Origin of the sequence: Thioalkalivibrio sp. ALE10 (genome assembly GCF_000381385.1) — a bacterium.
GTDB lineage: Bacteria > Pseudomonadota > Gammaproteobacteria > Ectothiorhodospirales > Ectothiorhodospiraceae > Thioalkalivibrio.
On the sequence record NZ_KB906452.1, the window covers coordinates 65,425 to 91,186 of the forward strand.

Annotated in this window: 30 protein-coding genes, 2 tRNA genes and 1 riboswitch; of the genes, 8 read left to right on the forward strand and 24 right to left on the reverse strand. The window is 71.2% G+C overall.

Annotation, left to right across the window (positions count from 1 at the left end; all coding sequences use genetic code 11):
• Positions 1-108: 108 nt before the first annotated feature.
• Together F788_RS0106760 and fabA are read left to right on the forward strand one after the other, a co-directional pair.
• Entirely contained in the window at positions 109-423 is a 315-nt protein-coding gene (locus tag F788_RS0106760; protein ID WP_018870192.1) for a hypothetical protein, read from the forward strand.
• Between the two features lie 94 nt (positions 424-517).
• Positions 518-1,030: a 3-hydroxyacyl-[acyl-carrier-protein] dehydratase FabA gene (gene fabA / locus F788_RS0106765; protein WP_018870193.1), complete on the forward strand. Its 513-nt coding sequence runs from the start codon at positions 518-520 to the stop codon at positions 1,028-1,030.
• A 6-nt stretch (positions 1,031-1,036) separates the two neighbouring features.
• Here fabA and F788_RS0106770 read toward each other — a convergent pair whose 3' ends face one another.
• From F788_RS0106770 to F788_RS0106785, 4 genes are read right to left on the reverse strand one after another with little or no spacing between them, the layout of a single operon-like run.
• On the reverse strand, positions 1,037-1,891 hold the full coding sequence (locus F788_RS0106770) for a class I SAM-dependent methyltransferase (RefSeq protein ID WP_018870194.1): 855 nt from the start codon (positions 1,889-1,891) through the stop codon (positions 1,037-1,039).
• Positions 1,888-2,949: a glycosyltransferase family 4 protein gene (locus tag F788_RS0106775; protein WP_019589689.1), complete on the reverse strand. Its 1,062-nt coding sequence runs from the start codon at positions 2,947-2,949 to the stop codon at positions 1,888-1,890. Before F788_RS0106775 ends, F788_RS0106770 begins: the two co-directional genes overlap by 4 nt.
• Positions 2,946-3,344 (reverse strand): 6-carboxytetrahydropterin synthase, encoded by a 399-nt coding sequence (locus F788_RS0106780; protein ID WP_018870196.1) that lies wholly within the window; start codon positions 3,342-3,344, stop codon positions 2,946-2,948. Before F788_RS0106780 ends, F788_RS0106775 begins: the two co-directional genes overlap by 4 nt.
• Before the next feature lie 36 nt (positions 3,345-3,380).
• Positions 3,381-4,385, reverse strand: a complete 1,005-nt coding sequence (locus tag F788_RS0106785) for a zinc-binding alcohol dehydrogenase (protein WP_019589690.1) — start codon at positions 4,383-4,385, stop codon at positions 3,381-3,383.
• 80 nt (positions 4,386-4,465) lie between these two features.
• On the opposite strand from F788_RS0106785, the gene F788_RS0106790 reads away from it, so the two are divergent.
• Both F788_RS0106790 and F788_RS0106795 read left to right on the forward strand, forming a co-directional pair.
• Positions 4,466-5,239: a CDP-alcohol phosphatidyltransferase family protein gene (locus F788_RS0106790; RefSeq protein ID WP_019589691.1), complete on the forward strand. Its 774-nt coding sequence runs from the start codon at positions 4,466-4,468 to the stop codon at positions 5,237-5,239.
• Positions 5,236-5,847: a YceI family protein gene (locus F788_RS0106795; protein WP_018870199.1), complete on the forward strand. Its 612-nt coding sequence runs from the start codon at positions 5,236-5,238 to the stop codon at positions 5,845-5,847. Before F788_RS0106790 ends, F788_RS0106795 begins: the two co-directional genes overlap by 4 nt.
• A 52-nt stretch (positions 5,848-5,899) precedes the next feature.
• Here F788_RS0106795 and F788_RS0106800 read toward each other — a convergent pair whose 3' ends face one another.
• The 6 genes from F788_RS0106800 to gltX form a co-directional block, all read right to left on the reverse strand.
• Positions 5,900-6,130, reverse strand: coding sequence for a putative motility protein (locus tag F788_RS0106800; protein ID WP_018870200.1), 231 nt, complete (start codon positions 6,128-6,130; stop codon positions 5,900-5,902).
• Positions 6,131-6,204: 74 nt separating this feature from the next.
• A complete protein-coding gene (locus tag F788_RS0106805) occupies positions 6,205-6,825 on the reverse strand; it encodes a class I SAM-dependent methyltransferase (protein WP_019589692.1) in 621 nt (206 codons plus the stop codon).
• A gap of 405 nt (positions 6,826-7,230) precedes the next feature.
• Positions 7,231-7,306 (reverse strand) — tRNA-Glu (locus F788_RS0106810).
• Between the two features lie 24 nt (positions 7,307-7,330).
• Positions 7,331-7,558, reverse strand: coding sequence for a hypothetical protein (locus tag F788_RS0106815; RefSeq protein WP_024329038.1), 228 nt, complete (start codon positions 7,556-7,558; stop codon positions 7,331-7,333).
• A gap of 24 nt (positions 7,559-7,582) precedes the next feature.
• Positions 7,583-7,658 (reverse strand) — tRNA-Ala (locus F788_RS0106820).
• A 43-nt stretch (positions 7,659-7,701) separates the two neighbouring features.
• Complete coding sequence (gene gltX, locus F788_RS0106825) at positions 7,702-9,108, reverse strand: glutamate--tRNA ligase (RefSeq protein ID WP_019589693.1); 1,407 nt, start codon at positions 9,106-9,108, stop codon at positions 7,702-7,704.
• Between the two features lie 168 nt (positions 9,109-9,276).
• Between gltX and F788_RS0106830 the strand changes: the two genes are divergently transcribed.
• A complete protein-coding gene (locus F788_RS0106830; RefSeq protein WP_051080616.1) occupies positions 9,277-9,696 on the forward strand; it encodes a DUF4399 domain-containing protein in 420 nt (139 codons plus the stop codon).
• A gap of 97 nt (positions 9,697-9,793) precedes the next feature.
• Here F788_RS0106830 and F788_RS0106835 read toward each other — a convergent pair whose 3' ends face one another.
• Positions 9,794-10,795: a cytochrome-c peroxidase gene (locus F788_RS0106835; RefSeq protein ID WP_019589695.1), complete on the reverse strand. Its 1,002-nt coding sequence runs from the start codon at positions 10,793-10,795 to the stop codon at positions 9,794-9,796.
• 169 nt (positions 10,796-10,964) lie between these two features.
• A riboswitch (cobalamin riboswitch) is annotated at positions 10,965-11,196 on the forward strand.
• Positions 11,197-11,321: 125 nt separating this feature from the next.
• Here F788_RS0106835 and F788_RS0106840 point away from each other — a divergent pair.
• Positions 11,322-12,437, forward strand: a complete 1,116-nt coding sequence (locus F788_RS0106840; protein WP_026332731.1) for a porin — start codon at positions 11,322-11,324, stop codon at positions 12,435-12,437.
• Positions 12,438-12,456: 19 nt separating this feature from the next.
• Complete coding sequence (locus F788_RS0106845) at positions 12,457-13,023, forward strand: cytochrome c (protein WP_019589697.1); 567 nt, start codon at positions 12,457-12,459, stop codon at positions 13,021-13,023.
• Between the two features lie 196 nt (positions 13,024-13,219).
• On the opposite strand, the gene cobM is transcribed toward F788_RS0106845, so the two are convergent.
• From cobM to F788_RS0106860, 3 genes are read right to left on the reverse strand one after another with little or no spacing between them, the layout of a single operon-like run.
• Entirely contained in the window at positions 13,220-13,984 is a 765-nt protein-coding gene (gene cobM, locus F788_RS0106850) for a precorrin-4 C(11)-methyltransferase (protein ID WP_019589698.1), read from the reverse strand.
• Positions 13,984-14,412 carry a cobalamin biosynthesis protein gene (locus F788_RS0106855; protein WP_019589699.1) on the reverse strand — a complete coding sequence of 143 codons (429 nt, stop codon included), beginning with the start codon at positions 14,410-14,412 and terminating at the stop codon, positions 13,984-13,986. The genes cobM and F788_RS0106855 overlap by 1 nt, the downstream gene beginning before the upstream one ends.
• A 29-nt stretch (positions 14,413-14,441) precedes the next feature.
• The gene (locus tag F788_RS0106860; RefSeq protein ID WP_019589700.1) at positions 14,442-15,677 is read right to left on the reverse strand and encodes a bifunctional cobalt-precorrin-7 (C(5))-methyltransferase/cobalt-precorrin-6B (C(15))-methyltransferase; all 1,236 of its coding nucleotides are present in this window, start codon (positions 15,675-15,677) and stop codon (positions 14,442-14,444) included.
• A 4-nt stretch (positions 15,678-15,681) separates the two neighbouring features.
• Between F788_RS0106860 and F788_RS0106865 the strand changes: the two genes are divergently transcribed.
• On the forward strand, positions 15,682-16,500 hold the full coding sequence (locus tag F788_RS0106865) for a cobalt-precorrin-6A reductase (RefSeq protein WP_019589701.1): 819 nt from the start codon (positions 15,682-15,684) through the stop codon (positions 16,498-16,500).
• Here the strand turns inward: F788_RS0106865 and cobJ are convergent.
• The 10 genes from cobJ to F788_RS0106915 all read right to left on the reverse strand — a co-directional run bounded on the left by cobJ (position 16,473) and on the right by F788_RS0106915 (position 25,748).
• Complete coding sequence (cobJ, locus tag F788_RS0106870; RefSeq protein WP_019589702.1) at positions 16,473-17,243, reverse strand: precorrin-3B C(17)-methyltransferase; 771 nt, start codon at positions 17,241-17,243, stop codon at positions 16,473-16,475. The two genes, F788_RS0106865 and cobJ, sit on opposite strands and share 28 nt — an antisense overlap.
• On the reverse strand, positions 17,240-18,025 hold the full coding sequence (locus F788_RS0106875; protein ID WP_019589703.1) for a precorrin-2 C(20)-methyltransferase: 786 nt from the start codon (positions 18,023-18,025) through the stop codon (positions 17,240-17,242). The genes cobJ and F788_RS0106875 overlap by 4 nt, the downstream gene beginning before the upstream one ends.
• Entirely contained in the window at positions 18,022-18,663 is a 642-nt protein-coding gene (locus tag F788_RS0106880) for a precorrin-8X methylmutase (RefSeq protein ID WP_019589704.1), read from the reverse strand. The genes F788_RS0106875 and F788_RS0106880 overlap by 4 nt, the downstream gene beginning before the upstream one ends.
• A complete protein-coding gene (gene cobG, locus F788_RS0106885; RefSeq protein WP_019589705.1) occupies positions 18,650-20,074 on the reverse strand; it encodes a precorrin-3B synthase in 1,425 nt (474 codons plus the stop codon). The genes F788_RS0106880 and cobG overlap by 14 nt, the downstream gene beginning before the upstream one ends.
• Positions 20,071-20,856, reverse strand: coding sequence for an ABC transporter permease (locus tag F788_RS0106890; RefSeq protein ID WP_018870217.1), 786 nt, complete (start codon positions 20,854-20,856; stop codon positions 20,071-20,073). Before F788_RS0106890 ends, cobG begins: the two co-directional genes overlap by 4 nt.
• Complete coding sequence (locus F788_RS0106895; protein ID WP_019021875.1) at positions 20,853-21,794, reverse strand: ABC transporter ATP-binding protein; 942 nt, start codon at positions 21,792-21,794, stop codon at positions 20,853-20,855. Before F788_RS0106895 ends, F788_RS0106890 begins: the two co-directional genes overlap by 4 nt.
• Positions 21,791-22,909 (reverse strand): cobalt-precorrin-5B (C(1))-methyltransferase, encoded by a 1,119-nt coding sequence (locus tag F788_RS0106900; RefSeq protein ID WP_019021874.1) that lies wholly within the window; start codon positions 22,907-22,909, stop codon positions 21,791-21,793. The genes F788_RS0106895 and F788_RS0106900 overlap by 4 nt, the downstream gene beginning before the upstream one ends.
• Before the next feature lie 34 nt (positions 22,910-22,943).
• Positions 22,944-23,759: a uroporphyrinogen-III C-methyltransferase gene (cobA, locus tag F788_RS0106905; RefSeq protein ID WP_019021873.1), complete on the reverse strand. Its 816-nt coding sequence runs from the start codon at positions 23,757-23,759 to the stop codon at positions 22,944-22,946.
• Entirely contained in the window at positions 23,756-25,084 is a 1,329-nt protein-coding gene (locus tag F788_RS0106910; RefSeq protein WP_019021872.1) for a cobyrinate a,c-diamide synthase, read from the reverse strand. Before F788_RS0106910 ends, cobA begins: the two co-directional genes overlap by 4 nt.
• A 70-nt stretch (positions 25,085-25,154) precedes the next feature.
• Positions 25,155-25,748, reverse strand: coding sequence for a Uma2 family endonuclease (locus F788_RS0106915; RefSeq protein ID WP_019589706.1), 594 nt, complete (start codon positions 25,746-25,748; stop codon positions 25,155-25,157).
• Between the last annotated feature and the right edge of the window lie 14 nt (positions 25,749-25,762).

Sequence of the window (25,762 nt, forward strand, 5' to 3'; positions counted from 1 at the left end):
GACCCGTACCCGGCTCGCCGCCCGCACCACCGACGCAGGGCGATCGTCCCGGCCTCAAGTTCCGCGGGGCCGCGCCGATACCCCGATTAAATCTTCGGAGGATCCGCGATGCTTGATCTCGATCTCCTGTCCGGCCCGTCGGTGACCACCCGCGAGGAGCCGGAATGGCTGGATACCGGCTTCACCGCGGGCTGGATTCCGGCCTTCCGTCACCGGGGGAACGGCCAGGTCCATGCCAGTCAGCTGGAGGACGGGCGCCTGGCCAGCGCCCACATCCTGGACACCCTGCCCGCCGAGTGGGTGGCCGAACGCGACGCCCGGGGGCGCCCCGGCGCCCTGGTCCCGGAAGTCCAGGCCGGCTATCTGCGCGGGGACCGTTTCTTTACCCTTGCGGAGTTGCTGCGCTACCCGGCCGACGCCTGAACCGGCCTTTTCCCGCCGCCGTGCAGCGCGGCGGGAATTGCTTTTGCCCGCCGGTTTCGGTCCAATACCGGGCTTTTCCCCCGAGCATCTTTCAATGCAGAAGAATCAGTACGATCGCGATGAACTCCTGGCCTGCGGCTACGGCAACATGTTCGGCCCGGGCAATGCTCAGCTGCCGGTGCCCAACATGCTGATGATGGACCGGGTCACGGAGATCAACAGCGACGGCGGGCAGTTCGGCAAGGGCGAGATGGTGGCCGAGCTGGATATCCACCCCGATCAGTGGTTCTTCGCCTGCCACTTTCCGGGCGATCCGGTGATGCCCGGCTGCCTCGGGCTGGACGCGATGTGGCAGCTGGTGGGGTTCTATCTGGCATGGCTGGGCAACCCGGGGCGCGGGCGCGCGCTGGGCGTGGGCGAAGTGAAGTTCACCGGCCAGGTGCTCCCCACCGCGGAGCGGGTCACCTACCATGTGGAGATGAAGCGGGTGATCTCGCGCAAGCTGGTGCTGGGGATCGGCGACGGCACTGTGCAGGTGGACGGCCGCACGATCTACGAGGCCAGTGACCTGCGCGTCGGCCTGTTCACCTCCACCGAGAATTTCTGAGCGGCGTCACCCGGCAGCCGCGCCCGAGCCCCGGCCCGAGGCCGGGGGCAGCCCCAGAACGTCCCGATGCCCGACGCGCAGGCGGCAGCCGTCGCCGATCACTGCAGCCCGGCGCCGCGCGGCCCAGGCCCGAAAGTCCCCGGCCCGTGTCGGCTCCATGGCAGCCGCCGCTTCGGCCCAGCCGTCGATCAGGGCCCGCACCAGCGCCGGCCTGGCCGCATCCAGCTCCCACGGTGAGGCGGCCGCCTCCACGCGATAACCATGACGCTCCAGCGCCCGCTCCAGGTGCATCGCCGCCCCCGGACCCAGCGCCGGCCCGAAACCTTTGTCGGTGCCCTGGTGGCGATTGACCGCCGCCAGCAGGGCCGCATCCTCCGGATCCGGCTGCGACCATTCGATCCGGCCGTCGTAACTCAGCGCGAACAGCACCGCGGCCCCGCGCGCAGCACAGGCAGCGACCAGTGCATCCAGCCATCGGGCCGAAACCAGATCCAGCAGCGCCGCGCCGGTCACCAGCAGCGGGGCGGGCGCCGCGCCCGGCAAGGCCGGAGGCGCGGCAGCGAAGTCCTCGACCCGCAGGTGTTCCACGCGTTCGCCGCCGGCGTCGCGGCGGGCCGCGTCCAGCAGGGAGGCATCATGATCCACCAGGGTCCAGAGCTGCGGGTCCGGCAGCCGCGGAGCGAGCCAGCGCAGATTCGAACCGGTGCCGCCACCCAGATCCAGCACCCGCAGCGGTGCCTCGTTCGCTCCCCGAACCCGCACCACCCACTCCGCGAGCGCGTCGGCCAGGGACGCCGGGCGCGCCGCATGATCCACGGGCTCGCGCAGGCCCAGCCAGTCGCGATCGAAGTGCTCGCTCATGGTGTCAGCTCGCGCAGCGCCCGATCCATCGCGACGACCGCCTGTGGCCAGTCGGGCATCTGCCGCGCGGCCCGTCGGCCGGCGGCCCCGGCGGCAAGCCAGGCCTCCGGGCGCTCCAGATAATCCGTCAGCGCGGCGCGCAACGCCGGGACGTCGCCCGGCGGCAGGCGGGCACCCGCGGCGGCCGGAACGGTGTACGGGATCGCGCCACCGGTGGTCGCGATCACCGGCAGGCCGCGCGCCATGGCCTCGGTATACACCATGCCGAACCCCTCGTATTCGCTGGGCAGGACGAACAGCGACGCGCCATCGAACCAGGCATCGAGATCGGCCTCGTCGCAGGTTCCGGTGACGGTGACCCGGTCCCGCAGACCGCTGTCCTCGATCTGCTGGCGCAGGCGACACACGAATCCCGGGTCGCGATCCGCCGGCCCGGCCAGTACCAGATGCCAGGCGCGATCCGTGAGTCCGGCCAGCGCGGCGATCAGGTGGTGCTGCCCCTTGCGCGGGATCAGGGCCCCCACCGCCAGCAGGCGCGGCGGCTCCCCGGGACCGGGTCCCGATGCCTCCGCCTGACGTTCCACACCGGGCGGGACCACCCGCAGACGCGGACGCTCGATTCCCCATCCGGCCAGCACGTCGGCGGTATACGCGCTGGTGGTGACGATCCCGCGGCTGCTTCTCAACCCGGCCCGCTCCAGCGCGAGGAGCTCGCGGCTGCGCGCGGGTTCCAGGCCGGTCTCCAGCCCGAGCGGGTGATGCACCAGCGCGAGCAGACGCAGCCGCTGGGCATGGCGCTCGAGCACCTCGGGGAAGGCGCCGCCCGCGAGGCCGTCGACCAGCACCCGCTGGCCGTCGGGGGCCGCCGCCAGGGCCGCATCCAGCGCCGCCGCAGCGTCCGCGGAAGGCCCGGGGAAGTCGCCCTGAAGTTCGTCGACCGCCGTCTTCCAGCCGTGCTCGCGCAGGCCCGCCAGCATGCGCGCATCGAACCGGTAGCCACCGGTGGGCTGATCCAGCGCCCCGGGAACCAGCAGGCGCAGATCGGCGGCCTCGCTCAAGGAGCCGCCTCGTAGGCGGCCCAGGCCACGTGGGATTCGTGCAGGGTCACGCAGACCGCGTCCAGGCCCCGTGCGGAAGCGCCCAGACGCTCCTCGTGGATGGCGGTGGCGATGCGTCCGTGAATCGCCCGGGCGAGGAATTCGGTTGTGGTGTTCTGCCCCTCGAACTCGGGTCGGTCGTCCAGGTTCTGGTAGTTCAGTTCCGCGAGGATGCTGCGCAGCACCTCGCCGGCCCGGCCGATGTCGACCACCAGACCGTCGTCATCCAGCTCGGCCCGGCGGAAGGTCACGTCCACCACGTAGGTGGCGCCGTGCAGGTTCTGCGCGGGACCGAACACCTCACCGGCGAAGCTGTGGGCAATCATGAAGTGATCGCGGACGTTCAGGCTGTACATGCGGGAGTCTCTCCTTGGCAATTCGGTCGGACTCGTTCAGACCCACACGGGGTCGGGATCGGGATAACGGATGCGATGGCACAGTGTCGTGGCGGCCTCGGGCCCGGCTACCCGCGGCATCACCCGCGGCAGGTCCTCGAAACGATCCTCGCCGCTGATCAGGACCTCCAGCACCGGATCGGCGAGCAGCTCCAGCGCCAGCGCCAGACGCCGGTGGTAGTCCCAGCGCGCGGCGCGTGCCGGCGGGATACGGCCCACCTGGCTGCTGCGCAGCTCCAGACGCCGCGAATGGAACCCGGCGCCCAGCGGCAGACTCACCGGCGCATCGCCATACCAGCTGGCCTCCACCACCCGGGCCTCGGTGCCCGCCAGCTCCAGCGACTGCACCAGCCCGTCGCCCTGACCGCTGCAATGGATCACCGCATCGCGCGACGCGGGAGGCAGCGCCTCGCGGGCATCCGCCGGCGTATGCAGCGTCAGCCCCAGCGCCCGCGCCGGTTCCGCCCGCGCGGGCTCGGGGTCGATCAGATCCACCTGCGTGCCCGGGATTGCACGGATCAGCCAGGCGCACAGGAACCCGACCACCCCCGCACCGATCACCGCCACCCGGTCGCCGGGACCCGCTCCGGCGTCCCACACGATGTTCACGGCCGTTTCCATGTTCGCCGCCAGTACCGCGCGCGCGTCCGGGACCGCGTCCGGGATCGGCACCAGCATGGAATCCGGCGCGTTGTAACGGTCCTGGTGCGGGTGCAGACAGAACACCCGTTCGCCGGCACGCTTGCCGGACTCGACCACGCCTGCGCTGATGTAGCCGTATTTCACCGGCGCAGGGAAGTCCCCTTCCTGCAGCGGTGCCCGCATCGCGGTGTACTGATCCGGCGGCACCCGCCCGCGGAACACCAGCGACTCGGTGCCGCGCGATATCGCGCCATAGCGGGCCCGCACCCGGCACTCCCCGGAGGCCGGCGGCGGCAATTGCGCATCGCGGATCTCGCCCTCGCCGGGCGCGGTGATCCAGAAGGCTCGTGCGCGGTTCATGCGGGCTTTCGCGACCAGAGGGACACTGCGCCATCCTCCCGGTGAATGAAGCCTGCAGTGTAGCCGAGGAAAGCCCGTCCATGCCCGCCCCCACCGCCCTGCACAGGCCGCTCCGCTCCACCGATCTGGTTCTCGGCGGACTGCTGGCGCTGGGCGTTGCGACGCTGGTTACGACCCTGACCCCGGTCGGCCCCGCTCTGCTGCCCGCAACCGCCCTGCTCTGGGCGCTGCTGTGGGGGCTGCTGGTGACCGGTGCCGGGCACGCCGGCGGCCTGCCCGCGGTCCCCGGGCCCGGCAACCGCGTAACCCTGATGCGCGCGGCCCTCGCGGCCCCGGTCGGGGGCCTGGCGCTCCTCGCACCGATGCCCGCGTTCCCCCTGCCCGATGCCGGACTGGCCTGGGTCGTCGTCCTCGCCCTGCTGGTGCTGTTGCTGGATGGGCTCGACGGCGCCGTGGCACGGCGCAGCGGCACCGCGTCGGCGTTCGGCGCGCGTTTCGACATGGAACTGGACGCGGCACTCATCCTCGCGCTGTCCGTGCTTGCGTGGCAGCCCGGACCCGCTGGCCCCTGGGTGCTGGCAATCGGGGCCATGCGCTATCTGTTCGTGCTGGCCGGGCGCGGACTGCCCTGGCTGCGCGCGGATCTGCCGCCCAGCCGGCGCCGCCAGGCGGTGTGCGTGCTACAGACCCCGGCCCTGCTGATCGCGCTCACCCCTGCCGTTCCAGCGGCGGCGGCCGTCGCCGCAGCGGTCCTGGCGCTGGCCATGCTCACGGTTTCATTCGCCGCGGATATCGTCTATCTGTATCGGAACAGACCCGGTTCACATCCCCAGACCCCGGAGGAAACCCCATGAGCCACCGATTCCGCACCCTGGCCGCGACGGCCCTGCTGAGCCTGGCATCGGTGCTGCCCGGAACCAGCCTGGCAATGGACGAGTGGGAGATCGACACCGAACATTTCGCGGTGGGCTTCCTCGTCGATCATGCCGAGTTCGCCCGGGTCCTGGGCATGTTCCTCGAGGCCGAGGGGTCCTTCATGTTCGATCCCGACACGGGCGAGCTGGGCGAGGGGTATTTCGTCGTACAGACCGACAGCGTGTTCACCAACCACGAGGAACGCGACGACCATCTGCGCAACGAAGACTTCCTCGACGTGGAGAACTACCCCGAGATGCGGTTTACCGCCACCGACTACGAACCCACCGGGGAGGACAGCGGGCAGCTGACGGGGGATCTGGAACTGCTGGGCGAAACCCGGCCGATCACCCTGGACGTCACCATCAACAGGGTCGGACGCTACCCGTTTCCGCTGGGCGGCATCTTCTCCCGCCCCTACGTGCTGGGCGCCTCGATGCGGGGCGAATTCCAGCGCAGCGACTTCGGCATGGATTACGGACTGATCCGCAACATCGTGGGCGACACGGTGGAACTGATCATCGAATTCGAGGCACAGCGGCAGTAACCGCCCGAGCCCCGCAAAAAAAGGCCGGAGACCGTCGATCTCCGGCCCTGCCTCAGGCCGTGGTATTGACCAGCGTCCCGACATTGTCGGGCAGCGCTGCGGCCGCACCGGCCGCTGCTTCCACCCCGGCACTGCCCGAAACGTCGGGCATGCCGTCGATCAGCTGCGCCACCGCGGCTTCTTCGGCCTCCATGGCACGATTCATTACCGCGACATCCTTCTGCTGCATCAGGCTCGCCTGCTGCATCTGCACGGCCTGGGATACCGCTGCGTTGACATCCATGGGTACCTCCCTGGCGTTGACAGGCGTTTGCGAATGGACAGGACGCCTGCACCGACGATAGCGGCGGCTACCGCTCAGACTTGAGGGTTCTCCGCAGCCTTTTTTCCGGATCCGGCGGGACGCGCGGTGAAGCGCCGCATCACGCCCCGGGCCACCCGGTCCTGCGGATCGATCGCAAAACCGGCGGCGGACACAGCGGCTTCGGTATCCCGGTTGGGATGACAGCCACCGGCCACACAGGTCCAGGCCGGCTGCACATGGTCCTGCATCCGCGCCAGCAACGGACGCGTGTGGCGCACATGCTCCAGCATCCGCAGCTCGCCCTCCGCGCCAAGGACCCGCCGCACCTCGTTCAGGGCGGCGGGCGGATCCTGCACCGAACAGAACACCAGCCCGGATACCACCGCGTCGAACTGCCCCTCGACGAACGGCAGGGCCTCGGCGCGGGCCACCACCAGCGGCACCCCGGGAGCGCGACGCCGCGCACTCCGTAGCGCGAGGAAGTCCGGCTCCACGCCAATGACTTCCGCCGTCTGCGGATACAGCGGCAAATTGCGCCCGGTTCCGCAACCGACCTCCAGGATCCGTCCCCGGGCCCCGGATACCAGGCGCATCCGCCAGCGACGCAGGCCCAGCGCATCGGCCAGCACCATGAAGCCATCGTAAAGCCAGGGGATCTGTTCCAGTCCGCGCATGTCCTCGTTCCGTATTGATTCACTGTCGGAGAAACCGTGAACTGTATCGCATGTCGCACCCGCAACCGGAACCTCTCTCCGGTTATCCCGTCACAGCTGATGAGTGGTGACGAAAAACCCTCCACGGGTGTTTCCGTAACCCCGGTCACGATGTGGCCACTGCATGGTGTTGACCCGGTCCCCGACCGGTACACCGAGACAACCGACTCCCTCCGTCACACGGTTGTTTCAGTACCTTGAGCCCGGCTCCCGGCCGGGCTTCTTTTTTATGCCCTTCCCCTCCGTCGCCCTTGTCGCCCTTCCAGTTGACACGGATCAACAAAGAAAGGGATCTTCGGCGGCTGATTCCGGACCAGAACGAAAAAGGCCCGGATCCAGTGCGTCTGGATCCGGGCCCTTGGAATATGGCGTCCCCACGGGGATTCGAACCCCGGTCGCTGCCGTGAAAGGGCAGTGTCCTAGGCCTCTAGACGATGGGGACGCAGAGGCAACGTCATGCTGCAAACTAGTCAGGAGGTCCTTGCGGCCTTTCACTTCCGCGGCTGCCTTTCGGACGATGCAGGATGGTTGTCACCACACCGTTGAAAACCAGCAGGAACCCCAGCGGGACCATTGCGACCAGTGGCTTGGACCATGTCTGCTCACCGGCAAACATCAACCCGAAACCGCCGAACAATCCCACAATCGACAAAACCAGCCCAACGTAGATGGAGATCATTCCAAAACGATGCATCGCTGATCCTGCCATTCGCCGTAATGGTGGAGCCAGGCGGGATCGAACCGCCGACCTCCTGCATGCCATGCAGGCGCTCTCCCAGCTGAGCTATGGCCCCGTAACCGGCGAGGTGCGTAATGTAGCCACACCCCTTATTCGTGTCAACCCGCTTGTGCGGAAATCTTTGCGATGGCCCGCTCGATCCGTTCCAGCGAGCGCTCGCGTCCGATCAGCACCAGCGTGTCGTCGATCGGTGGCGATACAGTACCGCCCGTCAGCGCCACACGCAATGGCTGGGCGACCTTGCCGAGCTTGAGTTCCAGCCGCTCGGCGGTGTGCTGCACCACCTCGTGCAGCGCCTCCTTGTCCCAGGCGCCCAGGGCACTGAAGCCGTCATGCAGAGTCTGCAACACCTCGCGGGCCTCCGGCGTCAGCTGCTTGCGCTCGGCCTTCGGATCGTATTCGTCGAAGTCGCGATAGAAATACACGCTGTTCTCGGCCATCTCGCGCAGCGTCCGCGCCCGTTCCCGCTGCGCCAGCACCACCTGCCGCAGTTCCGGCCCCTCGGCGGGATCCACGCCCAGCTGCCCGAGATGCCAGCCCAGCTCCAGCGCCACATGGTCGGGGTCCAGGGTCTTGATGTAGTGCTGATTCAGCCACAGCAGCTTGTCGGGGTTTATGGCCGAGGCGGACTGATTGACGTCCTCGATATCGAACAGGCGCACCAGCTCGTCCAGCGAGAAGATCTCCTGGTCCCCGTAGGCCCAGCCCAGCCGCACCAGATAGTTCAGCAGCGCCTCGGGCAGGTAGCCCTCCTCGCGGAACTGCATCACCGACACCGCCCCGTGGCGCTTGGACAGCTTCGCGCCGTCCGGCCCCATGATCATCGGCAGGTGCCCGTAACGCGGCGGTTCCACACCCAGGGCCCTGAGGATGTTGATCTGGCGCGGGGTATTGTTCAAATGGTCGTCGCCACGCACCACATGGCTGATGCCCATGTCCATGTCGTCCACCACCACCGTGAGGTTGTAGGTCGGCGAACCGTCGGAGCGGGCGATGATCAGGTCGTCCAGCTCGCTGTTCTGGAACGCCACCTTGCCGCGCACCATGTCATCAACGATGGTGGCGCCCTCGTCCGGGGTGCGGAAACGGATCACCGGATCCACGCCCTCGCGCGGCTCGGTTCGGGCGCGACAGCGGCCGTCGTAGCGCGGCTTCTCCTTGCGCGCCTTCTGCTCCTCGCGCATCACATCCAGCTCTTCCTTCGTGCAATAGCAGCGATAGGCGTGGCCGGAGGCCAGCAGCTGATCGATGACTTCGCGATACCGGTCGAAATGGTCGGTCTGGTAGAACGGACCCTTGTCGTAGGTCAGGCCCAGCCAGTTCATGCCCTCGAGGATCGCATTCACCGACTCGGCGGTACTGCGTTCGAGATCGGTGTCCTCGATACGCAGTACGAACTCGCCACCATGGTGGCGGGCATACAGCCAGGAAAACAACGCGGTGCGGGCACCGCCTATGTGCAGATAGCCGGTCGGACTGGGGGCAAAACGGGTACGAAAGGCCATGCGCGAACACTCGCTTCCGGTAGTCAACAGGGCCACACAGGGTAGCAGACGACCGCGCCCTTGACCCCGCCCCGGACCGTCTACACTTCCTTCAGGGACCCCGAGACCCGGTCCCTGCGCCCTTCACCCGGAAAAGGAGGTTCTCCGATGATCAGAAACCGGATCTTCATGGCCTCGTCCGTGGCCCTTGCCGCCGCGCTTGTCCTGCCCGTATCGGCGCTCGCCGATCGCCCGGCACCCGCCGAGGGGACCGAGGTCTACTTCATCAGCCCGCAGGATGGTGACACCGTCGAGGGCCCGGTACATATACGCATGGGACTGCGCGGCATGGGGGTAGCCCCGGCCGGCGTCGACGCCGACAACACCGGGCACCACCACCTGCTCGTAAACAAGCCTCTGGACGAAGTGGACCTGGATGCCTCCCTGCCCTTCACGGACCACAAACACCACTTCGGAGGTGGCCAGACCGAAGGTGAGGTAGAACTGGAGCCCGGCACCCATACCCTGCAGCTGCTTTTCATGGACTATCGCCACATCAGCTTCGACCCGCCGGTGGTTTCCGAAAAAATCACCATCACGGTGGAATAGCGGCACCCATCAAAAAGGCCCCCTCCAGGACATGGAGGGGGCCTCGAAAGCCTCGACGAAGGGGGCATCAGCGTTCAGCCGCCGAGCCCCCGATGGATCACGGCAGGGCCGGGATGGTGACGTCCGGCATCTCGCCGGTCAGGGCGTGCATGAACGCCTCGATGTCTTCCAGCTCGTCTTCCGTGAAGTCGGTGTCCAGCATCTCCTGACCCATGATTTCAATGGCTTCCTTCAGGGTCTCGGTCTCGCCATTGTTCATGTAGGGGTAGGTCAGGGCCACGTTGCGCAGCGTCGGGGTCTTGAAGGCGTACTTGTCGCGTTCCTCCCCGGTCACCAGATAGCGCCCCTTGTCCTCGGAACCCGGCACCTGGATCTGGTGGAAATTCGAGTCCGTCAGCGCCGGGCCGCGATGGCAGGCCACGCAGCCGTTATCCGCGAACAGGGCCATGCCGCGCTTCTGCTGCTCGCTCATCGCGTCCTCGTCACCCACCAGCCAGCGGTCCAGATCGGAGTTCGGCGTATTCAGGGTACGCTGGAACGAAGCCAGGGCCTTGGCCACGTGATCGGTGTTCACGACGTTGTCGCCGTCATAATCCGGGTACGCCGCGTCGAACATCTCGATGTACTCGGGGAACTCCTCCAGGCGCGCGATCGCCTCCTCCAGCGGCATGGCCATCTCCACTGCATCCTGGATCGGCCCCAGGGCCTGGCCTTCCAGGTCATCCTCGCGGCCGTCCCAGAACTGGGCCTCGAAGAACCCGGAGTTCAGCACCGTCGGACTGTTGCGTTCGCCCACCTGGCCGGCATGCCCGGTCGCGCGCGGGATGCGGTCAGCCCAGCCCAGCGCGGGGTTGTGGCAGGTCGCGCAGGAAATGACGCCCGAGCTGGAGATGCGCGGCTCGAAGAACAGGAACTTGCCCAGCTCCACCTTCTCGTCGGTCAGGGAATTGTCGGCCGGGATCGGCGGCAGGGCCGGCAGCGGCTCGAACATGTCGCGGTATTGATCGTAATCGCCGGCGAACGTCGGGGCGGAGAGGCCCAGGGCCACGGCCGTACAGGCCGAGACGAGCAGCCCCCGGAAAATGCGCTTCTTCTGCATGGTTCGCTCCTTTTTATTGGTCTGGATGCGGCCCGGCTGCAAACCGTCACCACATGGACTCAGTCTAAAAGAAATACCCCCATCACGGGCCGGCCGGGTGGTGCAATCCTGCGTAACCTTGATACAGATCAACCCGGCTCCGCCCTTGCCCGCGTGACGGGACGCGGTTACAGTCCGCCCGCCTTCAGGTGCCCCGGCCCACGACGCCGGGGATAATCGGGAAGCCGGTGCGTGAATCGACGTTCACAATGCCGGCACTGCCCCCGCAACGGTAGGTGAAGACAGGCGGATCCAGTGCCACTGCGGCGCATCCACGGGATGCCCGCGGGAAGGCGATCCGCCCGGGATGTCCTGCATCCCCTTCGCGAGTCCGGAGACCGGCCTGGAGGAAACCCGACGCCGCGGCGGGCGGCCGAGCGGGCCGGGGCCGGCGTGTCCGCCCCTTCCCCCCTGCTCCCTTGCCCGACTGCCGGCGTCGTTTCATCCACGGCGTGCGGGGTCGCACGTCCAGGGGAGCAACACAACAATGAAAAGGACCCAACCTCAGCCGGGGCGGCCTGCCGTGCCGGCCCTGGTTACCCTGTGCCTGGTGACGGCCACGGGCATCGCGCCGGCGCAGGCCGGTTTCGAATTCGGCGACGCGGAAGACGGCCTGCAGGTCACCCTGGATCCGCTGATCCAGGGCCGTTACAGCTACGAGCATGACCCGGACGGCTCCAGCAGCGAATTCGATTTCCGGCGCGCCTGGCTGGACACCTCGGGCACCCTGTTCCACCCCGAACTGAGCTTTCGCCTGCAGCCGGATTTCAGCAGCGGCGAGCTGTCCATGCGCGACATCTGGCTGCAGTACGGCCCGGGCGAACACCTGGGCCTGCGGGCCGGCCAGTTCACCGTCCCCTTCGGTCTGGCGCGGGACATCGGCGGCCCCAACCGCCTGTTCACCGAACTGAGCATCGCCGGCAACCAGTTCGAGATCCCGGCAGGACGCGACACCGGCCTCGCCCTGCTGGGTGGCGCGGGCGACGACCGCGCCTGGGCGGTCGGGATATTCGATGGCCGCGGGCGCCTGGATCAGCGCGACGACCGGCCCTCCACCTCCGGGCACCTGTTCAGCGCCCGTGGCGCCTGGGCCCCGGTGGGCTCGGTCCCGCGCGACAACACCACGGTGGGCCGGGCCGTGGAGCGCACCGTTGCCCTGGGCGCCGGCCTGCAGGCCGCCAGCCGCAACCACCTGCGCGACTGGAGCCGCGGGCAGGAGGACACGGTCGACCGGCAGCGCGCCGACTGGGTCACCGCCACCGCCGATGCGGTGGTCAAGTTCGGCCATACCTCGCTGTCGCTGGCGGCCTACCGCCGCAATGTCTCCCCCGACCGCACCGCGAGCTACCACGACCTGGGCGCCGAGCTGGAACTGGCGCAGTCGCTGCCGCTGGAGGGCCTCGAGCTCGCCGCTCGCCACGCGGTACTGCGCCACGACGCCGGCGACGACCTGGACGGCGACGAGCGCTGGCAGCGCGAATGGGGCGCCGGCCTTAACTGGTACCACCGGGGGCAGCGGCAGAAGACCCAGCTCATGTGGCTGGACCGCGACACCGACACCTCGAACTGGCAGCTGCACCTGCAGCACCAGTTCCGCTTCTGAACGAACAGGGAGAATCGCCATGAAACGGATGCCATCCACGCGCCGGTCGCTGACGGCCGGCCTGTCGCTGGCCCTGCTGCTCGCAGCGGCCGGCACCGCAGGCGCGGAAGACGAGATCAGCGTGCCGATGCCGGGCCCCTGGGGGAACGACTTTGCGGAGACCCTGGACGATCCGGCCGGGGTGGACGCCACCGAGGCCTTCAAGCGCTTTCGCCAGCAGAGCATGCAGGCTACCTCGGCGACCTACCGCAGCATCGAGCAGATCCTGCGCTACGACGCACCGTTCGCCGAACGTCTGCCCGAGCTGGCCGACGAACTCGCGCGCGGGGCCGCCGACATCGACACCTGGTTCGCCCGCGAGACACCGGCGCCCGACGGCGAACCCGGGGCCCTGCCCGCGGTCTGGGAGGCTCCGGAGTTCGCCGACTACAAGGCGGCCTACCGCGAGGCGACCACGGAACTGCAACGCAAGGTCGAGGCGGCCGACGACCTGGAGGACGAGGGCTTTCAGCTACGCGCCACCGAGGCCCTGAACGGCGTGCGCCACCAGTGCCTCGCCTGCCACGACAACTTCCGCCGCCGCTGAACCACGCGGGAAAACGCGGGCCGCCGCCCGGCGGTCCCCTTTCCGTTATCCTGACCAGGGGCGCCCCACCTTCGCCTGCAAGCAGGCTCCTACAAGTTCGCGACGATGTAGGAGCCTGCTTGCAGGCGAAAAGCCCCGTGTCCCACGACACTCACCGGCGTGATCCCTGCCTGCGGAAGATCGGGGGCACCGCCGCTTAGTCCCCGTCCATGCCGCGGTAACGGCGCACGTGCGCCGGGTCATACAGCGCACTGTCGCGGAAATCGCCCGGGTCCAGCGCCGGGCCCACCAGGATCAGCGCCGAGCGCCGCGTGGTCAGGGCCTGCGCCCGTTCCGCGATATTCCCCAGCGTACCGCGCACCACGGTCTCGTCCGGCCAGCTGGCGCGGAAGACGATCGCCACCGGGCAGTCGCAGCCATAGTGCGGCCGCAGGTCCTCGACCACGGTCTCGATATTGTGCAGCGACAGGTGGATCGCGAGGGTCGCCCCGGTGGCGGCAAAGCTCGCCAGCCGTTCGCGCTCCGGCATGGAGGACGCCCGTCCCGGCGTGCGCGTCAGGACTACCGACTGCGCCACCTCCGGCACCGTCAGTTCCCGCCCCAGGGTCGCGGCGGCGGCGGAGAATGCCGGCACGCCGGGCGTGATGCTGTACTCGATCCCGGCCGCCTCCAGCCGGCGGATCTGCTCGCCCAGCGCGCTGTAGACCGACAGGTCGCCGGAGTGCAGGCGCGCCACGTCCTGGCCCGCCGCGTGGGCGCATTCGATCTCCTCCATGATCGCGTCCAGCGTCAGCGGCGCGGTGTTGACCACGCGCGCCCCCTCCGGGGCATGCTCCAGCACCGCCTCCGGCACCAGCGAACCGGCATACAGGCACACCGGGCAGGCCGCGATGCGATCGCGCCCGCGCAAGGTCAGCAGATCGGCCGCACCCGGCCCCGCTCCGACAAAATGAACCGTCATCACCCCTCCTCGAAAAGCTCGTCCGTCCCGTTCACCATGCGCACCGCGACCGCGCAGCTCGCCCGCGCGGAGAGCCGCCGCGGCAGCAGCAGGCGCGCCCCGTCGCCGGCCACCGCCAGCGCCGCCGCCTCCGCCACCGAACCGACCCCGGCGACGGCACGCGAGCGCGCCGAGTCCGTGGACAGGGCCGCGTTGCGCGCGGCCAGCGCGGCCGCCGACGCGAACACCGGCTCCAGCTCCAGGTCGCGCGCGGCCCTCCACAGCACCGGGCTGTCACCCTTGTGCGCCGGGGCCGCCAGCAGCCGGATCTCGATCGCCTCGCCGCCCCCCACCCGCAACCCGGTATGCGCCTCGGCCAGCATCTCGCGGACCAGTGCCTCCAGCTCGCCGGCCGTGCAGGCCGAGGCGAAGCCGACGCCGGGGGTCACCCGGACACGCGCCCCGCTCGGCGTTTCCCTCAGCTCCGGCGCAGCGACCACAGGGTCACCGGCCGCAACGGCTGCCAGCCGGCCATGCCGCCCAGCGGCTCCGCGCGGCTGACGTTGATCCGCGTGAGCTCGCCGCCGTGGCGCTCGTGCGCCGCCGCCAGCACCGCGTCCCCTTCCACGGTCACGCTGCTGGCGACCAGCCGCCCGCCCGGGCGCAGCTGGTCGATGCAGTGCTCCACCAGCCCCGGCGTGGTCAGCCCGCCGCCGATGAAGATCGCATCGGGTGGCGGCAGGTCTCCCAGTGCCTCCGGCGCCCGCCCGTGGATGCACCGCAGCGCCGCCACCCCCAGCGTGCTCGCGTTGCGCGCGATGCGTTCCAGGCGCTCCGCGCGCGGCTCGATGGCCACGGCGGTGTTGGCCGGATCCGCCAGCATCCACTCGATGCCGATGGCACCGGAGCCGGCGCCCACGTCCCACAGCTGCTCGCCGCGTCCGGGCGCCAGCAGGGCCAGCGCCACCGCCCGCACCTCGCGCTTGGTAATCTGCCCGTCCTGCTCGAACTGCGCCTCCGGCCGGCCGGCACTGGCCGCCAGCACCTGCGCCGCCGGATCGGCCCGGCACTCCAGCGCCACGGTGTTCAGCGCCTCGATCGCGACCTCCGGCCAGGCCCCGGCGCGCGCGCGGACGACCGCCTCGCGGTCCGCGCCCAGGGACTGCAGTACGGTCAGGGTGGAATCGCCGAAGCCGAGCCCGGTCAGCCAGTGCGCCAGTTCCGCCGGGGTATCCCCGTCGCGGCTCAGGATCAGCAGTCGCGCGCCGTCATGCAGCCAGGGCCGCAGCACCTCCATCGGCCGGCCGTGCACCGACAGGCAGCGGGTCTGCTGCAGCGGCCAGCCCATGCGCGCGGCGGCCAGACTGAACGCCGAGGGCGCCGGCCAGACGCAGGTCTGCGCGACCGGAAAACGCCGCATCAGGGTCGCACCCACCCCGAACCAGAAGGGGTCGCCGCTGGCGAGCACGCACAGCGGCTGACCGGCGCGCGCCTCGATCCAGTCCAGCGCGGTCTCCAGCGGCGACGGCCACACCAGGCGCTCCTGCCCCGGCCGCTCCGGCAACATCTCCAGATGCCGTGCGCCGCCGATCACCGTCGCCGCCGTGTCCAGCACCATGCGGGCATCCGGGGCCAGCCCGGCGAGCCCCTCCGCGCCCACGCCGACGATGTTCAGCCATGGCGCTCGCTCCTCGTTGGTGGCTAGACTGGTCATCCTCATGAGCTCCCGTTCATCCACCGATACCGGCCCCGGGGCGGCGCGCCCGCGGCAGATCCTGCTGCTGGGCGGCACCACCGAGGCCGCGGCGCTGGAACCGCTGCTGGACGGCCACCCGCGGCTGCACGCCACCGTGTCGCTGGCCGGACGCACGCGCAGGCCCGCACCCTCGCGACTGCCGCGGCGCACGGGCGGGTTCGGCGGCGCCGACGGCCTCGCCGCCTGGCTGCGCGACCACGCGATCGACGCCGTGGTCGACGCCACCCACCCGTTCGCGCGGCAGATCTCGGCCAATGCCGTCACGGCCGCACGCAACACCGGCATCCCGCTGGCCCGGCTGACCCGGCCGCCGTGGGAGGCCGGACCCGAGGACCGCTGGATCCGCGCTCCCGATCTCGCGGCCGCCGCCCGCGCGCTCCCCGGCCTCGGCCGGCGCGTGCTCATCACCACCGGGCGCCAGCACCTGGAGGCCTTCGCGGCCGCGCCCGAGCTGGACTACGTGATCCGCACCATCGACCCGCCGGAACCGCCGCCGGCGCTGCCCCGGGTCACCTGGCTGCGGGCCCGCGGCCCGTTCAGCCTGGCCGACGAGCACCGGCTGCTGGAGACCCACGCCATCGACGTGCTGGTCACCAAGGACAGCGGCGGCGCGGCCACCGCTCCCAAGCTGCAGGCCGCGCGCGAACGCGGCATCCCGGTGGTGATGGTGGACCGGCCGCCGGACGCCCCCGGGGTGCCCCGCTTCCACGCCCCGCAGGCGGCCCTGGAGTGGCTGGAAGGCCTCGCGCGCGTTCACCGCGACTCCGCCGACTCGACATAGCGCGGGGTGTACACGTGGCGCCGGCCGGAGGGGCGCTCCAGCACCCGGGTGGAGGCGGCGCCGACGATCACCAGCGTGCTCATGTTGGCCGCCGCCGGATCCACTTCGCCGAGGGTGGAGACCCGCAGCTCCTCCCGCTCGCCGCGGCCCACCGCGGTGGCCAGCACCACCAGGGTGTCCGGGCCCTGGACCTCGCGCACGATGTCCAGCGCCGCGCCCAGCTGCCACGGTCGCGCGCGCGAGATCGGGTTGTAGAAGGCCATGGCGAAGTCGGCCTCGGCCGCCAGCCGCACCCGGCGCCGGATCAGCGACCACGGCTTGAGATTGTCCGACAGCGAGATCGCGCAGAAATCGTTGCCCAGCGGCGCCCCCAGCCGCGCCGCGGCCGCCTGCATCGCCGACACCCCGGGCAGCACCTCCACCGCCACCGCATCCCAGCGGCCCAGCTCCGCGCCTTCCAGGGCCTCGAACACCGCCGCGGCCATCGCGAACACCCCGGGATCCCCGCCGGAGACCACCGCCACATCGCGCCCCTCGGCGGCCATGTCCAGCGCATGCGCCGCGCGCGCCAGTTCCTCGCGGTTGTCGGAGGCATGCACGCGGTGATGCGCCCCGGCCACGCGCTCCAGATACGGCCCGTAGCCCACCAGATCGGTGGCATCCGCGAGCAGCGCGGTCACCTCCGGCGTGATCCATTCGGGGCCGGCCGGCCCGACCCCGACCACGGTCAGACGCCCGCTCATCGCCGCACCCCCTCGCCGTGGATCACGATCAGGGAGAAATACGGCGCTTCCCCGGACGTCTCCTCGAGCGCCTCGGCCAGCGGCCGCACGCGTTCCTCATCGAAGCTCGCGCGTTCGATGTACCAGGCGCGCGCGGTCAGCCCCAGGCGCTCCAGCACGCGGCGGATCTTCGGCAGCTGCTTGCCGAGCTTCATGATCACCGCAGCCTGCGCGGGCGCGAGCGCCGCCTCCAGTTCCGTCTCCGGCAGCGTCCCCGGTACGACGCTCAGGGTGTCGTCGCGCATCACCAGCGGCGCCGGCAGTTGCGCCGCCGCGGCGATCGGCGAGATCACCCCGGGCACCACCTCGCTGCGAAAGCGCTCGCGCAGGCGCAGGTGCACGTGCATGAACGAACCGTAGAAATACGGATCGCCCTCGTTGAGCACGCAGACCGAACGGCCGGCCTCCAGATGCGCCGCCAGGCGTTCGGCGCACTGGTCGAAGAACGCCTCGATGCGGCTGCGGTAGCTCTCCTCTTCGTGGGCGATCTCGTTGGTCACCGGATACTCCAGCGCCTCCTCGATCTGCCCGGGACCGATGTGCGCATCCGCGATGCGCCGCGCCTGCCCGGTGGTCCCGCGCTTGCAGAAATACGCCACCACCGGCGCCTCGGCGATGCGCCGTGCGGCGCGGAAGGTCATCAGTTCGGGGTCCCCGGGGCCGGTGCCGACCCCGCAGAGCACCCCGGGTTCGATCGTTCCGGGTTCGACCGTTCCGGGCCCGCTCGTGTCCGCCGCACTCATGCCGGCTCCCTCCCCAGACCGTTGACCGCCCCGGCAGTGATCGCGCTGCCGCCGCGGCGCCCGGCCACGGTCAGGTATTCCAGCCCGAACGGGTTGTCCGCCAGCGCCTGCTTGCTCTCCACCGCGCCGACGAAGCCCACCGGGATGCCGATCACCGCCGCCGGATGCGGCGCGCCGTCGCGCAGCATCTCCAGCAGACGGAACAGTGCGGTGGGCGCATTGCCGATGGCCACCACGGCGCCGGCCAGCTCGGGACGCCACAGCTCCATCGCCGCCGCGCTGCGGGTGTTGTCCAGTTCGCGCGCCAGTTCCGGCACACGCGCATCGCGCAGGGTGCAGCGCACCGGGTTGTCTGCCGGCAGGCGCGCGCGGGTGATGCCGTGGGCCACCATCTCGCTGTCGCACAGCACCGGGGCCCCGGCCTCCAGCGCCTGACGGAGCGCGCTGCCGGCACCCGGCGAGAAACGGATGTCCTGCGCCAGGTCGGGCATGCCGCAGCTGTGGATCATGCGTTCCACCGCCGCCACCAGATCCGCCGGGAAGCGCTCCAGGTCCGCCTCGGCGCGGATGATCGCGAACGACTCCGCATAGATCGCCTTCCCGTCGCGCTCGTAGCGCCAGGCCTCAGTCTCCGTCACGTTCGTCCTCCTCGCACAGCGCCGCGTCCACCGCGGCATTCCAGGCCTCGGGCCCGATCCGTTCCAGCATGGTCTGCAACTCCTCTCCAGCATTGCGTTGACGGGCGAACGCCCGATCCAGCGCCGCGATCCGGGCGCGCGCCTGCGCCGGGGCCAGCCCGCTCCATTCAAGGGCGGCACCGGGCCGCGAGCGCAGCACCACGGCATGGCCGTCCGGCCGTGCGATCCACTCGACCACCCCGGCTTCCGTCCGCGGCGGCGCCGCGCAGCGCTTGTCGCAGGCGGATACCTGCAGCCGCACCCCGCTCGCGGCCAGGGCCGGCATGCGCTGCACCAGCGCGGCGGCCTCGCTGCGCGCGGCGATGTGCGCCGAGGCGCAGCCCGGCTGCCCGACACAGGCATCCGCCGCCAGGCGCCGGTCGCCCGGCTCGGTCACCGCGCCCAGTTCCCGCAGCAGGCGCTGCAGCTCCGGGGCGGCCTCCGCGGCCACGCCGGTCACCAGCAGCGCCCGCCACGGCGTCAGGCGCAGGCCGCCGCCGTGCGGCTCCAGCCACGCGGCCAGACTCTCCAGCCGGTCGGCGTCAATCACGCCGAACGGGAAGACTGCCCCCACCCAGGCCCCGCCGGCCGCCACCCCGAGCCAGTCCCCGGCGCGCACCGGCGTGTCGGCGTTGGCAACCGCCCCCGGCGTCTCCCCCTCCGCGCCCGGCAGGCGCAGCGCCTCGCTCCCGGGCATGCCCAGTGCGTCGCGCAACCGCCCCGGCGGCGGATCCAGCGCGGCGCGCTGCTCGAGGAACGCGCGCAGGGCGCGCACCACCGCCGCCGGGGCGTGCTGCGCCGAGACCTCGCCGAGCGGGGTCGCCGTGGCCGCGGTGCCGCCGGCCGCCAGGCGGAAACGAGGCCCCGCGCCGGCGAGCGGGTCCAGACGCAGATCCGCCGGCACCCCGCGCAGCGAGGCACGCCCGCCACCGTCGACCACCACGCCCACCTTGGCCGGCAGACCCCGCAGCGCGGGCTCGTCGACGATCGCGGCGCTCACCGCGCGCGCCAGGGCCAGCACGTCCACCGCCTCCGGGTCGAGGTCCGGCACCGGCGCCGCCAGCACGTTGCGCCGCGCCTCGCGCTCCGCCTGCGCATCCACCAGTCCGGTGGGGGCCAGGGCCGCGCGCGCCGCGTCCAGGTCGCCGGCCGCCACGCCGCGCAGCTGCAGGTTGCCGCGCAGGGTCAGTTCCAGTTCGCCGTTGCCCAAACGCCGCGCGGTGTCCGCCAGCACCCGCGCCGCAGCCGCCCCCAGCCCCCCGATCGGGTGGCGCAGGCGCAGCAGATAGCCGTCCCCGGTGGCCATCGGCGCCGCCACCCCGGGGCAGGCCCCGCGCACTCGCGGCGGCTGCGGCGCCGCCGGACGGTTCATGAGCGCAGCCTCCGGCTGTGGGCCAGCAGATACCAGGCCCCGCCGGCCACGATCACGCAGGCGGCGGCCAGCACCGCGAAGGTCGTGGTCCAGGCGACCGCGCTGACCCCCAGCAGGCCGTGGCGGAAGCCCTCGATCACGTAATAGAGCGGGTTCAGCTGCGCGATCCCCTGCCAGGGATCGGCCAGGCGCTCCACCGGATAGAACAGCCCGCCGAGATAGATCAGCGGGGTCAGCACGAAGGTGCTGATCACCGAGGTATGGTCGAAGCTGCGCGCGTACAGGCCGTTGATCAGGCCCGCCAGCGAGAACAGCACCGCGGTGAGAAGCGCGATCCCCAGCACCGCCCCGGCGTGGTGCAGCTGCAGATCGCTGAACGGCAGCGCCACCGCCAGCACCAGCGCCCCGGCCAGCAGCCCGCGCAGTACCCCGGCGGTGGCAAACCCGGCCACCACCAGCCACGCCGGCATCGGCGCCACCAGGATCTCCTCGATGTGGCGCTGCAGGCGCGCGCCGAACAGCGCGAGGCTGCTGTTGCCGTAGGCGTTGGTGACCACCGCCAGCATCACCAGGCCCGGCAGGATGAAGTCGGCGTAGGACACGCCGCCCAGGGTGCCGATCTCGCGCCCCACCAGATGCCCCAGCACCGCGAGAAACAGCACCGCGGTCACCAGCGACGGCAGCAGGTTCTGCACCCAGCCGCGCAGGAAGCGGCGCACCTGCTTCACCACCAGCCCGCGCCAGGCGTACCAGTACAGCGCGGCGTTGTGCAGCGGGCTCATGCCGCGCCCTCCCCGCCGCGCTCGCGCAGCAGTTCGAGAAAGCGGGTCTCCAGCCGATTGCCCTTCTCGCGCAGCCCGGCGATGCGTACCCCGGCGGCGGTCAGTTCGGCGAACACCGGGTTCAGCTCGGTGCCCCGCGGCACGTCCACCTCCAGGGTGTGCGCATCCACCGGACGCAGGGTGCCGGCGGACAGCGCGAGCTCCCCGGGCCGCACCAGCGGCTCGGCCAGCTCCACCACCAGGGTCTGGAAGCGCAGCCCGCGCAGCAGCTCGCCGGTGCCGCCGCGGGCGATGATGCGTCCGCCATCGATGATCGCCAGCTCGCGGCACAGGCGCTCGGCCTCCTCCAGATAATGCGTGGTCAGCAAGATGGTCACGCCGTCCGCGTTCAGTTCCTGCAGCAGGGTCCAGAGGTCGTGGCGGGCCTCCAGGTCGACGCCGGCGGTGGGTTCGTCCAGCACCAGCAGGCGCGGCTGGTGCACCAGCGCGCGCGCCAGCAGCAGGCGCCGCTTGAAGCCCCCGGACAGCCCCCAGGCGGTCTGCCGGCGGCGGTCGGTCAGCCCCAGGCGCTCGCACAGTTCGTCGGTGCGGCGGCGCGCCCGGCGCGGCGACAGCCCGTAGTAGGCGCCCTGGGTCTCGATGATCTCGCCCACCGGCTCGAAGCTGTTGAAATTGACCTCCTGCGGCACCAGACCGACCAGACGCCGCGCCGCCACCGGCTCGCGCGCGACATCGTGGCCGAAGATCCGCACCGTGCCGCGCTCCAGGCGCAGCAGCGAGGTCAGCAGCCCGATCAGGGTGGTCTTGCCGGCGCCATTCGGCCCCAGCAGGCCGAAGAACGCCCCCGGCTCGACGTGCAGGCTGACCCCGTCCAGGCCGACCCGGCCACCGCGATAGCGCTTGGCGAGGTCGTCGATGGCGATGGCCGGGGCGCTCATGGCGTCACCCCCGGGGCATGGTCGTGGTCGCCGGCCGTCCCCACCACCCGGCCCTGGCGATCCACCGCGACCACCTCCAGCGTGGTGTCGGGCAGCTGATAGCTCCGTGCCTGCTCCAGGGCCAGCGCCGCGATGCGGTCCCCCAGTGCCACGCCGGCCTCCTGACAGGCGGCGAGGGCCTCGATGCTGGTGTTGCAGCCGCGGATCCGCCGCGCCAGCGCGGCATCCGCCCCGGCGGCCGCGGCGGTGGTGGCGATGAAATCCAGGTCGATGGTACTGCTGCGGCTGTGGGTATCCGGATGCCCGGCGGCGAACTTGCCCAGCTTGGCGAAGCCCGCCACCAGCGCGACGCGCGGCAGCGGTCGGCGCCGCAGGTACTTGAGCGCCGCGCCGAAGAAATCGCCCATCTCCACCAGCCCCATCTCGTCCAGCCCGTAGCGCTCGCTCGCGGTGCGTTCGCTGGTGCCGCCGGTGCAGCAGGCGACCTGCGGCAGGCCGTTGGCCCGCGCCACGTCGATGGCCTGGTGGATGGAGGCGATGTAGGCGGAACAGGAGAAGGGCCGCACGATGCCGGTGGTGCCGAGGATGGAGATGCCACCGAGGATGCCGAGGCGCGGATTCATGGTGCGCCGGGCGATGCGTTCGCCGCCATCCACGCCGAGCGTGACCCGGAAGCCGCCCGCATGGTCCAGCTCGCGGGCCAGGCGTTCGAGGTGGTCGGTGATCATCCGCCGCGGCACCGGGTTGATCGCCGGTTCCCCCGGCGGCAGCACCAGACCGCTGCGGGTCACCGTGCCCACCCCGGGTCCGGCGACGAAGGTCACCCCCGCATCCGGCCGCGGCTCCACCCGCGCGCGGATCCAGGCGCCGTGGGTGGCATCGGGATCGTCGCCGGCGTCCTTGATGACCGCCGCCTCGGCACCGCCCGGAACACGCTCCAGCGACGCCAGCGCCAGACTGACCACCCGGCCGCGCGGCAGCACCACCTCCTGGCTCGTGGTCGCGCCGCCGCCCAGCGCCAGCCGCGCCGCCCCCAGGGCCGCCGCGGTCGCGCTGGTGCCGGTGGTCAGGCCGGTGCGCAGCGGCGCCGTGCCGTCGCGGCTCTCCGCGCGCATCGCTCCGGGTTGCGCGCCCGGCTCGGGTACGGGCTCAACCATGGATCCCGTCAACCGCGCCGAGGTCCATCGCGGGCGCCCCGGCAGCATCACCCGTCAGCCGGGCGCGTTCGCCCACCACGTCGCCCACGATCAGCAGGCTGGGCGACTCCAGCGCGAGCGCCGCGGTGCGCCCGGGCAGGTCCCCCAGGGTGCCGGCGACCACGCGCTGCCCCGGCCGGGTCCCGTGCTCGACGATGGCGGCGGGCCGCGTGGCCGGGGCGCCGGCGGCGACCAGCCCGGCACAGATCTCCGCCAGCGGGTTCAGCCCCATGTAGATCACCACCGTCTGCCGCGGGGCGGCCAGCGCCCCCCAGTCCAGCTCGGTACTGCCGTTGCGCCGGTGCGCGGTCACGAACTGGCAGCGATGGGCATGATCGCGGTGGGTCAGCGGGATGCCGGCGAACGCCGCGCAGCCGCCGGCCGCGCTGATGCCGGGGATGACCCGCACCGGGATGCCGGCCGCCGCCAGCGCCGCCGCCTCCTCGCCACCACGGCCGAAGACATACGGGTCCCCACCCTTCAGCCGCACCACGTAACGCCCCTCGCGGGCGCGCTCGATCATCAGCGCGTTCAGCTCCTCCTGGCGCAGGCTGTGGTTGGAGCGCGCCTTGCCCACGTAGCAGCGTTCGGCCTGCGGACTGGCCATCGCGAGGATCGCCTCGGGGATCAGGCGGTCGTGCAGCAACACCTCGGCGTCGCGCAACGCCGCGGCCGCGTCCAGCGTCAGCAGCCCGGGATCACCCGGCCCGGCGCCGACCAGATCCACGCGGCCGGCGGCCGGCGTGCTGTCCGTGAACACCCGGCTCATGACGCGAACAGGGCCGCGGCCGCCTCCGGATTGGAGGGGAACCAGGCGTGCAGATAGGTTGCGGTCAGCCGGCCATCGCGGTAGACCGCCTCGCCGGTGGAACCGGCGCCGCGGGCACGGGTGCAGTGCGCGACAGGTTCCAGCCCGACCTCGGCCCGGGTGTGGTGGAAGGTATGGCCGCGCAGCTCGCCCTCGGGCAGCGGCGCGGCCTGCAGCCCGAGGCCCTGCAGCTTGTCCTCCAGACGCGCATGCCCCGGCAGCAGACCGGCCATCGGCGCGCCGTGGCCGTCGCGGTCCGCCAGCTCTTCCAGCAGGTAGAGGAAGCCGCCGCACTCGGCCAGGATCGGCCGGCCGGCCCCGTGGTGCGCGGCCAGGTCCGCCTTCAGGCCGGTGTTGGCCGCCAGTGCATCGAGGTGCAGCTCGGGATAGCCGCCGGGCAGCCACACCGCATCCACCTCGGGCAGGCGGTCGCCGGCCACCGGGGAGAAGAACTCCAGCCGCGCGCCCTGTGTGCGCAGGAACTCGAGGTTGCCCGGATAGGTGAAGGCGAACGCCGCGTCGCGGGCGATGCCGATGCGCAGCCCGTCCAGCCGCGGGGCCCGCTCGCTCCCGGGGTGCGAGTCGGGCTCCGCACCGGCGTCCGCTTCGGGGGCGAACGCCACCGGGGCCGGCAGCTCGGTCACCCCGGCCTCGGCGATCGCCTGCGCGGCGGCCTCCAGACGGGCGTCCAGGTCCGCGACCTCGCCGGCCTGCACCAGCCCGAGGTGGCGGTCGGGCACACTCAGGGCCTCGTTGCGCTGGATCGCGCCAAAGAAATGCACGCCATCCGGGGTCGCATCGCGCAGCATGCGCCCGTGCCCCGGGCTGCCGGTGCGGTTGGCGATCACCCCGGCCAGCGGCATCTCCGGGCGGTAGGTCGCCAGCCCGTGCACGATGGCGCCGAAGGTCTGGGCCATGCCGCCGGCATCCACCAGCGCCAGCACCGGCAAGCCGAAGGCCACCGCCAGATCGGCACCCGAAGGGTCGCCGTCGAACAGGCCCATGGAGCCCTCGACCAGGATCAGGTCCGCATCCTGCGCGGCGGCATGCAGCTTCGCCCGGCAGGCCGCCTCGCCCACCATCCACAGATGCAGCGGGTCCACCGGATGCCCGGAGGCCTGCTCCAGGATCATCGGATCGAGGAAATCCGGGCCGGTCTTGAACACCCGCACCCGGCGCCCCTGGTTGCGATGGTAACGCGCGATCGCGGCGGTGACCGTGGTCTTGCCCTGCCCCGAGGCCGGCGCCGCCACGAACGCGGCCGGACAGCTCACCGGGGCACTCATGCCGACACCTCCGCCTGCAGGCCGGCCGCCTGCCGGGCCCCGTGCCCGTCCGGCCAAAGACCGCGCGCGGTCAGGCCTCGCCCGCGGGGGACTCCGGCGGTGCGTCCTCGAAGATGCGCCCGCCTTCCAGTGTCAGGCCGACGCTGCGCAACTCCACAGTATCCTCCATGGAATCGCGTGGATCGTGCGTGTACAGCACCCAGTGATCCTCCGGGTCGCGCCGGTAGAGCTCCACCGCGCCACTGGCCGGGTCGATCATCAGGTATTCCTGCAGCGAGGCCAGGGAGCGGTAGGCGGCAAACTTCGCCCCGCGGTCGAAGGCCTCGGTCGACGGCGACAGGACCTCCACCACCAGCAGCGGGGCCTGCTTGTACTGCTCGCGTCCCCGGTCCTGCGGATCGCAGGTGACCATCACGTCCGGATAGAAGCAGGCATCGGCCGCTTCCACCCGCAGCTTCATGTCCGCGATGAAGGTCCGGCAGGGTCCGCCACGCAGGTGTTCGCGCAGGGCTGAAGCCACATTGAGCGAGATCGTCACGTGCCGATCCGAGGCCCCGCCCATCGCCAAGACCTCGCCGGCCACGAACTCGTGCTTCTCCGGCTGTTCGGTCTCCCACGCCAGAAAGGCGTCGGCATCCATCTGCGCGGGTTGCGGGTTGCCCATGCTGGAGTCTCCGG

Bases quoted from the DNA above. Each gene is read 5' to 3' on its own strand.
- F788_RS0106760 (WP_018870192.1), top strand. From the start codon at position 109: ATGCTTGATCTCGATCTCCTGTCCGGCCCGTCGGTGACCACCCGCGAG.
- fabA (WP_018870193.1), top strand. From the start codon at position 518: ATGCAGAAGAATCAGTACGATCGCGATGAACTCCTGGCCTGCGGCTAC.
- F788_RS0106770 (WP_018870194.1), bottom strand. From the start codon at position 1,891: ATGAGCGAGCACTTCGATCGCGACTGGCTGGGCCTGCGCGAGCCCGTG.
- F788_RS0106780 (WP_018870196.1), bottom strand. From the start codon at position 3,344: ATGTACAGCCTGAACGTCCGCGATCACTTCATGATTGCCCACAGCTTC.
- F788_RS0106785 (WP_019589690.1), bottom strand. From the start codon at position 4,385: ATGAACCGCGCACGAGCCTTCTGGATCACCGCGCCCGGCGAGGGCGAG.
- F788_RS0106790 (WP_019589691.1), top strand. From the start codon at position 4,466: ATGCCCGCCCCCACCGCCCTGCACAGGCCGCTCCGCTCCACCGATCTG.
- F788_RS0106795 (WP_018870199.1), top strand. From the start codon at position 5,236: ATGAGCCACCGATTCCGCACCCTGGCCGCGACGGCCCTGCTGAGCCTG.
- F788_RS0106800 (WP_018870200.1), bottom strand. From the start codon at position 6,130: ATGGATGTCAACGCAGCGGTATCCCAGGCCGTGCAGATGCAGCAGGCG.
- F788_RS0106805 (WP_019589692.1), bottom strand. From the start codon at position 6,825: ATGCGCGGACTGGAACAGATCCCCTGGCTTTACGATGGCTTCATGGTG.
- F788_RS0106815 (WP_024329038.1), bottom strand. From the start codon at position 7,558: ATGCATCGTTTTGGAATGATCTCCATCTACGTTGGGCTGGTTTTGTCG.
- gltX (WP_019589693.1), bottom strand. From the start codon at position 9,108: ATGGCCTTTCGTACCCGTTTTGCCCCCAGTCCGACCGGCTATCTGCAC.
- F788_RS0106830 (WP_051080616.1), top strand. From the start codon at position 9,277: ATGGCCTCGTCCGTGGCCCTTGCCGCCGCGCTTGTCCTGCCCGTATCG.
- F788_RS0106835 (WP_019589695.1), bottom strand. From the start codon at position 10,795: ATGCAGAAGAAGCGCATTTTCCGGGGGCTGCTCGTCTCGGCCTGTACG.
- F788_RS0106840 (WP_026332731.1), top strand. From the start codon at position 11,322: ATGAAAAGGACCCAACCTCAGCCGGGGCGGCCTGCCGTGCCGGCCCTG.
- F788_RS0106845 (WP_019589697.1), top strand. From the start codon at position 12,457: ATGAAACGGATGCCATCCACGCGCCGGTCGCTGACGGCCGGCCTGTCG.
- cobM (WP_019589698.1), bottom strand. From the start codon at position 13,984: ATGACGGTTCATTTTGTCGGAGCGGGGCCGGGTGCGGCCGATCTGCTG.
- F788_RS0106860 (WP_019589700.1), bottom strand. From the start codon at position 15,677: ATGACCAGTCTAGCCACCAACGAGGAGCGAGCGCCATGGCTGAACATC.
- F788_RS0106865 (WP_019589701.1), top strand. From the start codon at position 15,682: ATGAGCTCCCGTTCATCCACCGATACCGGCCCCGGGGCGGCGCGCCCG.
- cobJ (WP_019589702.1), bottom strand. From the start codon at position 17,243: ATGAGCGGGCGTCTGACCGTGGTCGGGGTCGGGCCGGCCGGCCCCGAA.
- F788_RS0106875 (WP_019589703.1), bottom strand. From the start codon at position 18,025: ATGAGTGCGGCGGACACGAGCGGGCCCGGAACGGTCGAACCCGGAACG.
- cobG (WP_019589705.1), bottom strand. From the start codon at position 20,074: ATGAACCGTCCGGCGGCGCCGCAGCCGCCGCGAGTGCGCGGGGCCTGC.
- F788_RS0106890 (WP_018870217.1), bottom strand. From the start codon at position 20,856: ATGAGCCCGCTGCACAACGCCGCGCTGTACTGGTACGCCTGGCGCGGG.
- F788_RS0106895 (WP_019021875.1), bottom strand. From the start codon at position 21,794: ATGAGCGCCCCGGCCATCGCCATCGACGACCTCGCCAAGCGCTATCGC.
- F788_RS0106900 (WP_019021874.1), bottom strand. From the start codon at position 22,909: ATGCGCGCGGAGAGCCGCGACGGCACGGCGCCGCTGCGCACCGGCCTG.
- cobA (WP_019021873.1), bottom strand. From the start codon at position 23,759: ATGAGCCGGGTGTTCACGGACAGCACGCCGGCCGCCGGCCGCGTGGAT.
- F788_RS0106910 (WP_019021872.1), bottom strand. From the start codon at position 25,084: ATGAGTGCCCCGGTGAGCTGTCCGGCCGCGTTCGTGGCGGCGCCGGCC.
- F788_RS0106915 (WP_019589706.1), bottom strand. From the start codon at position 25,748: ATGGGCAACCCGCAACCCGCGCAGATGGATGCCGACGCCTTTCTGGCG.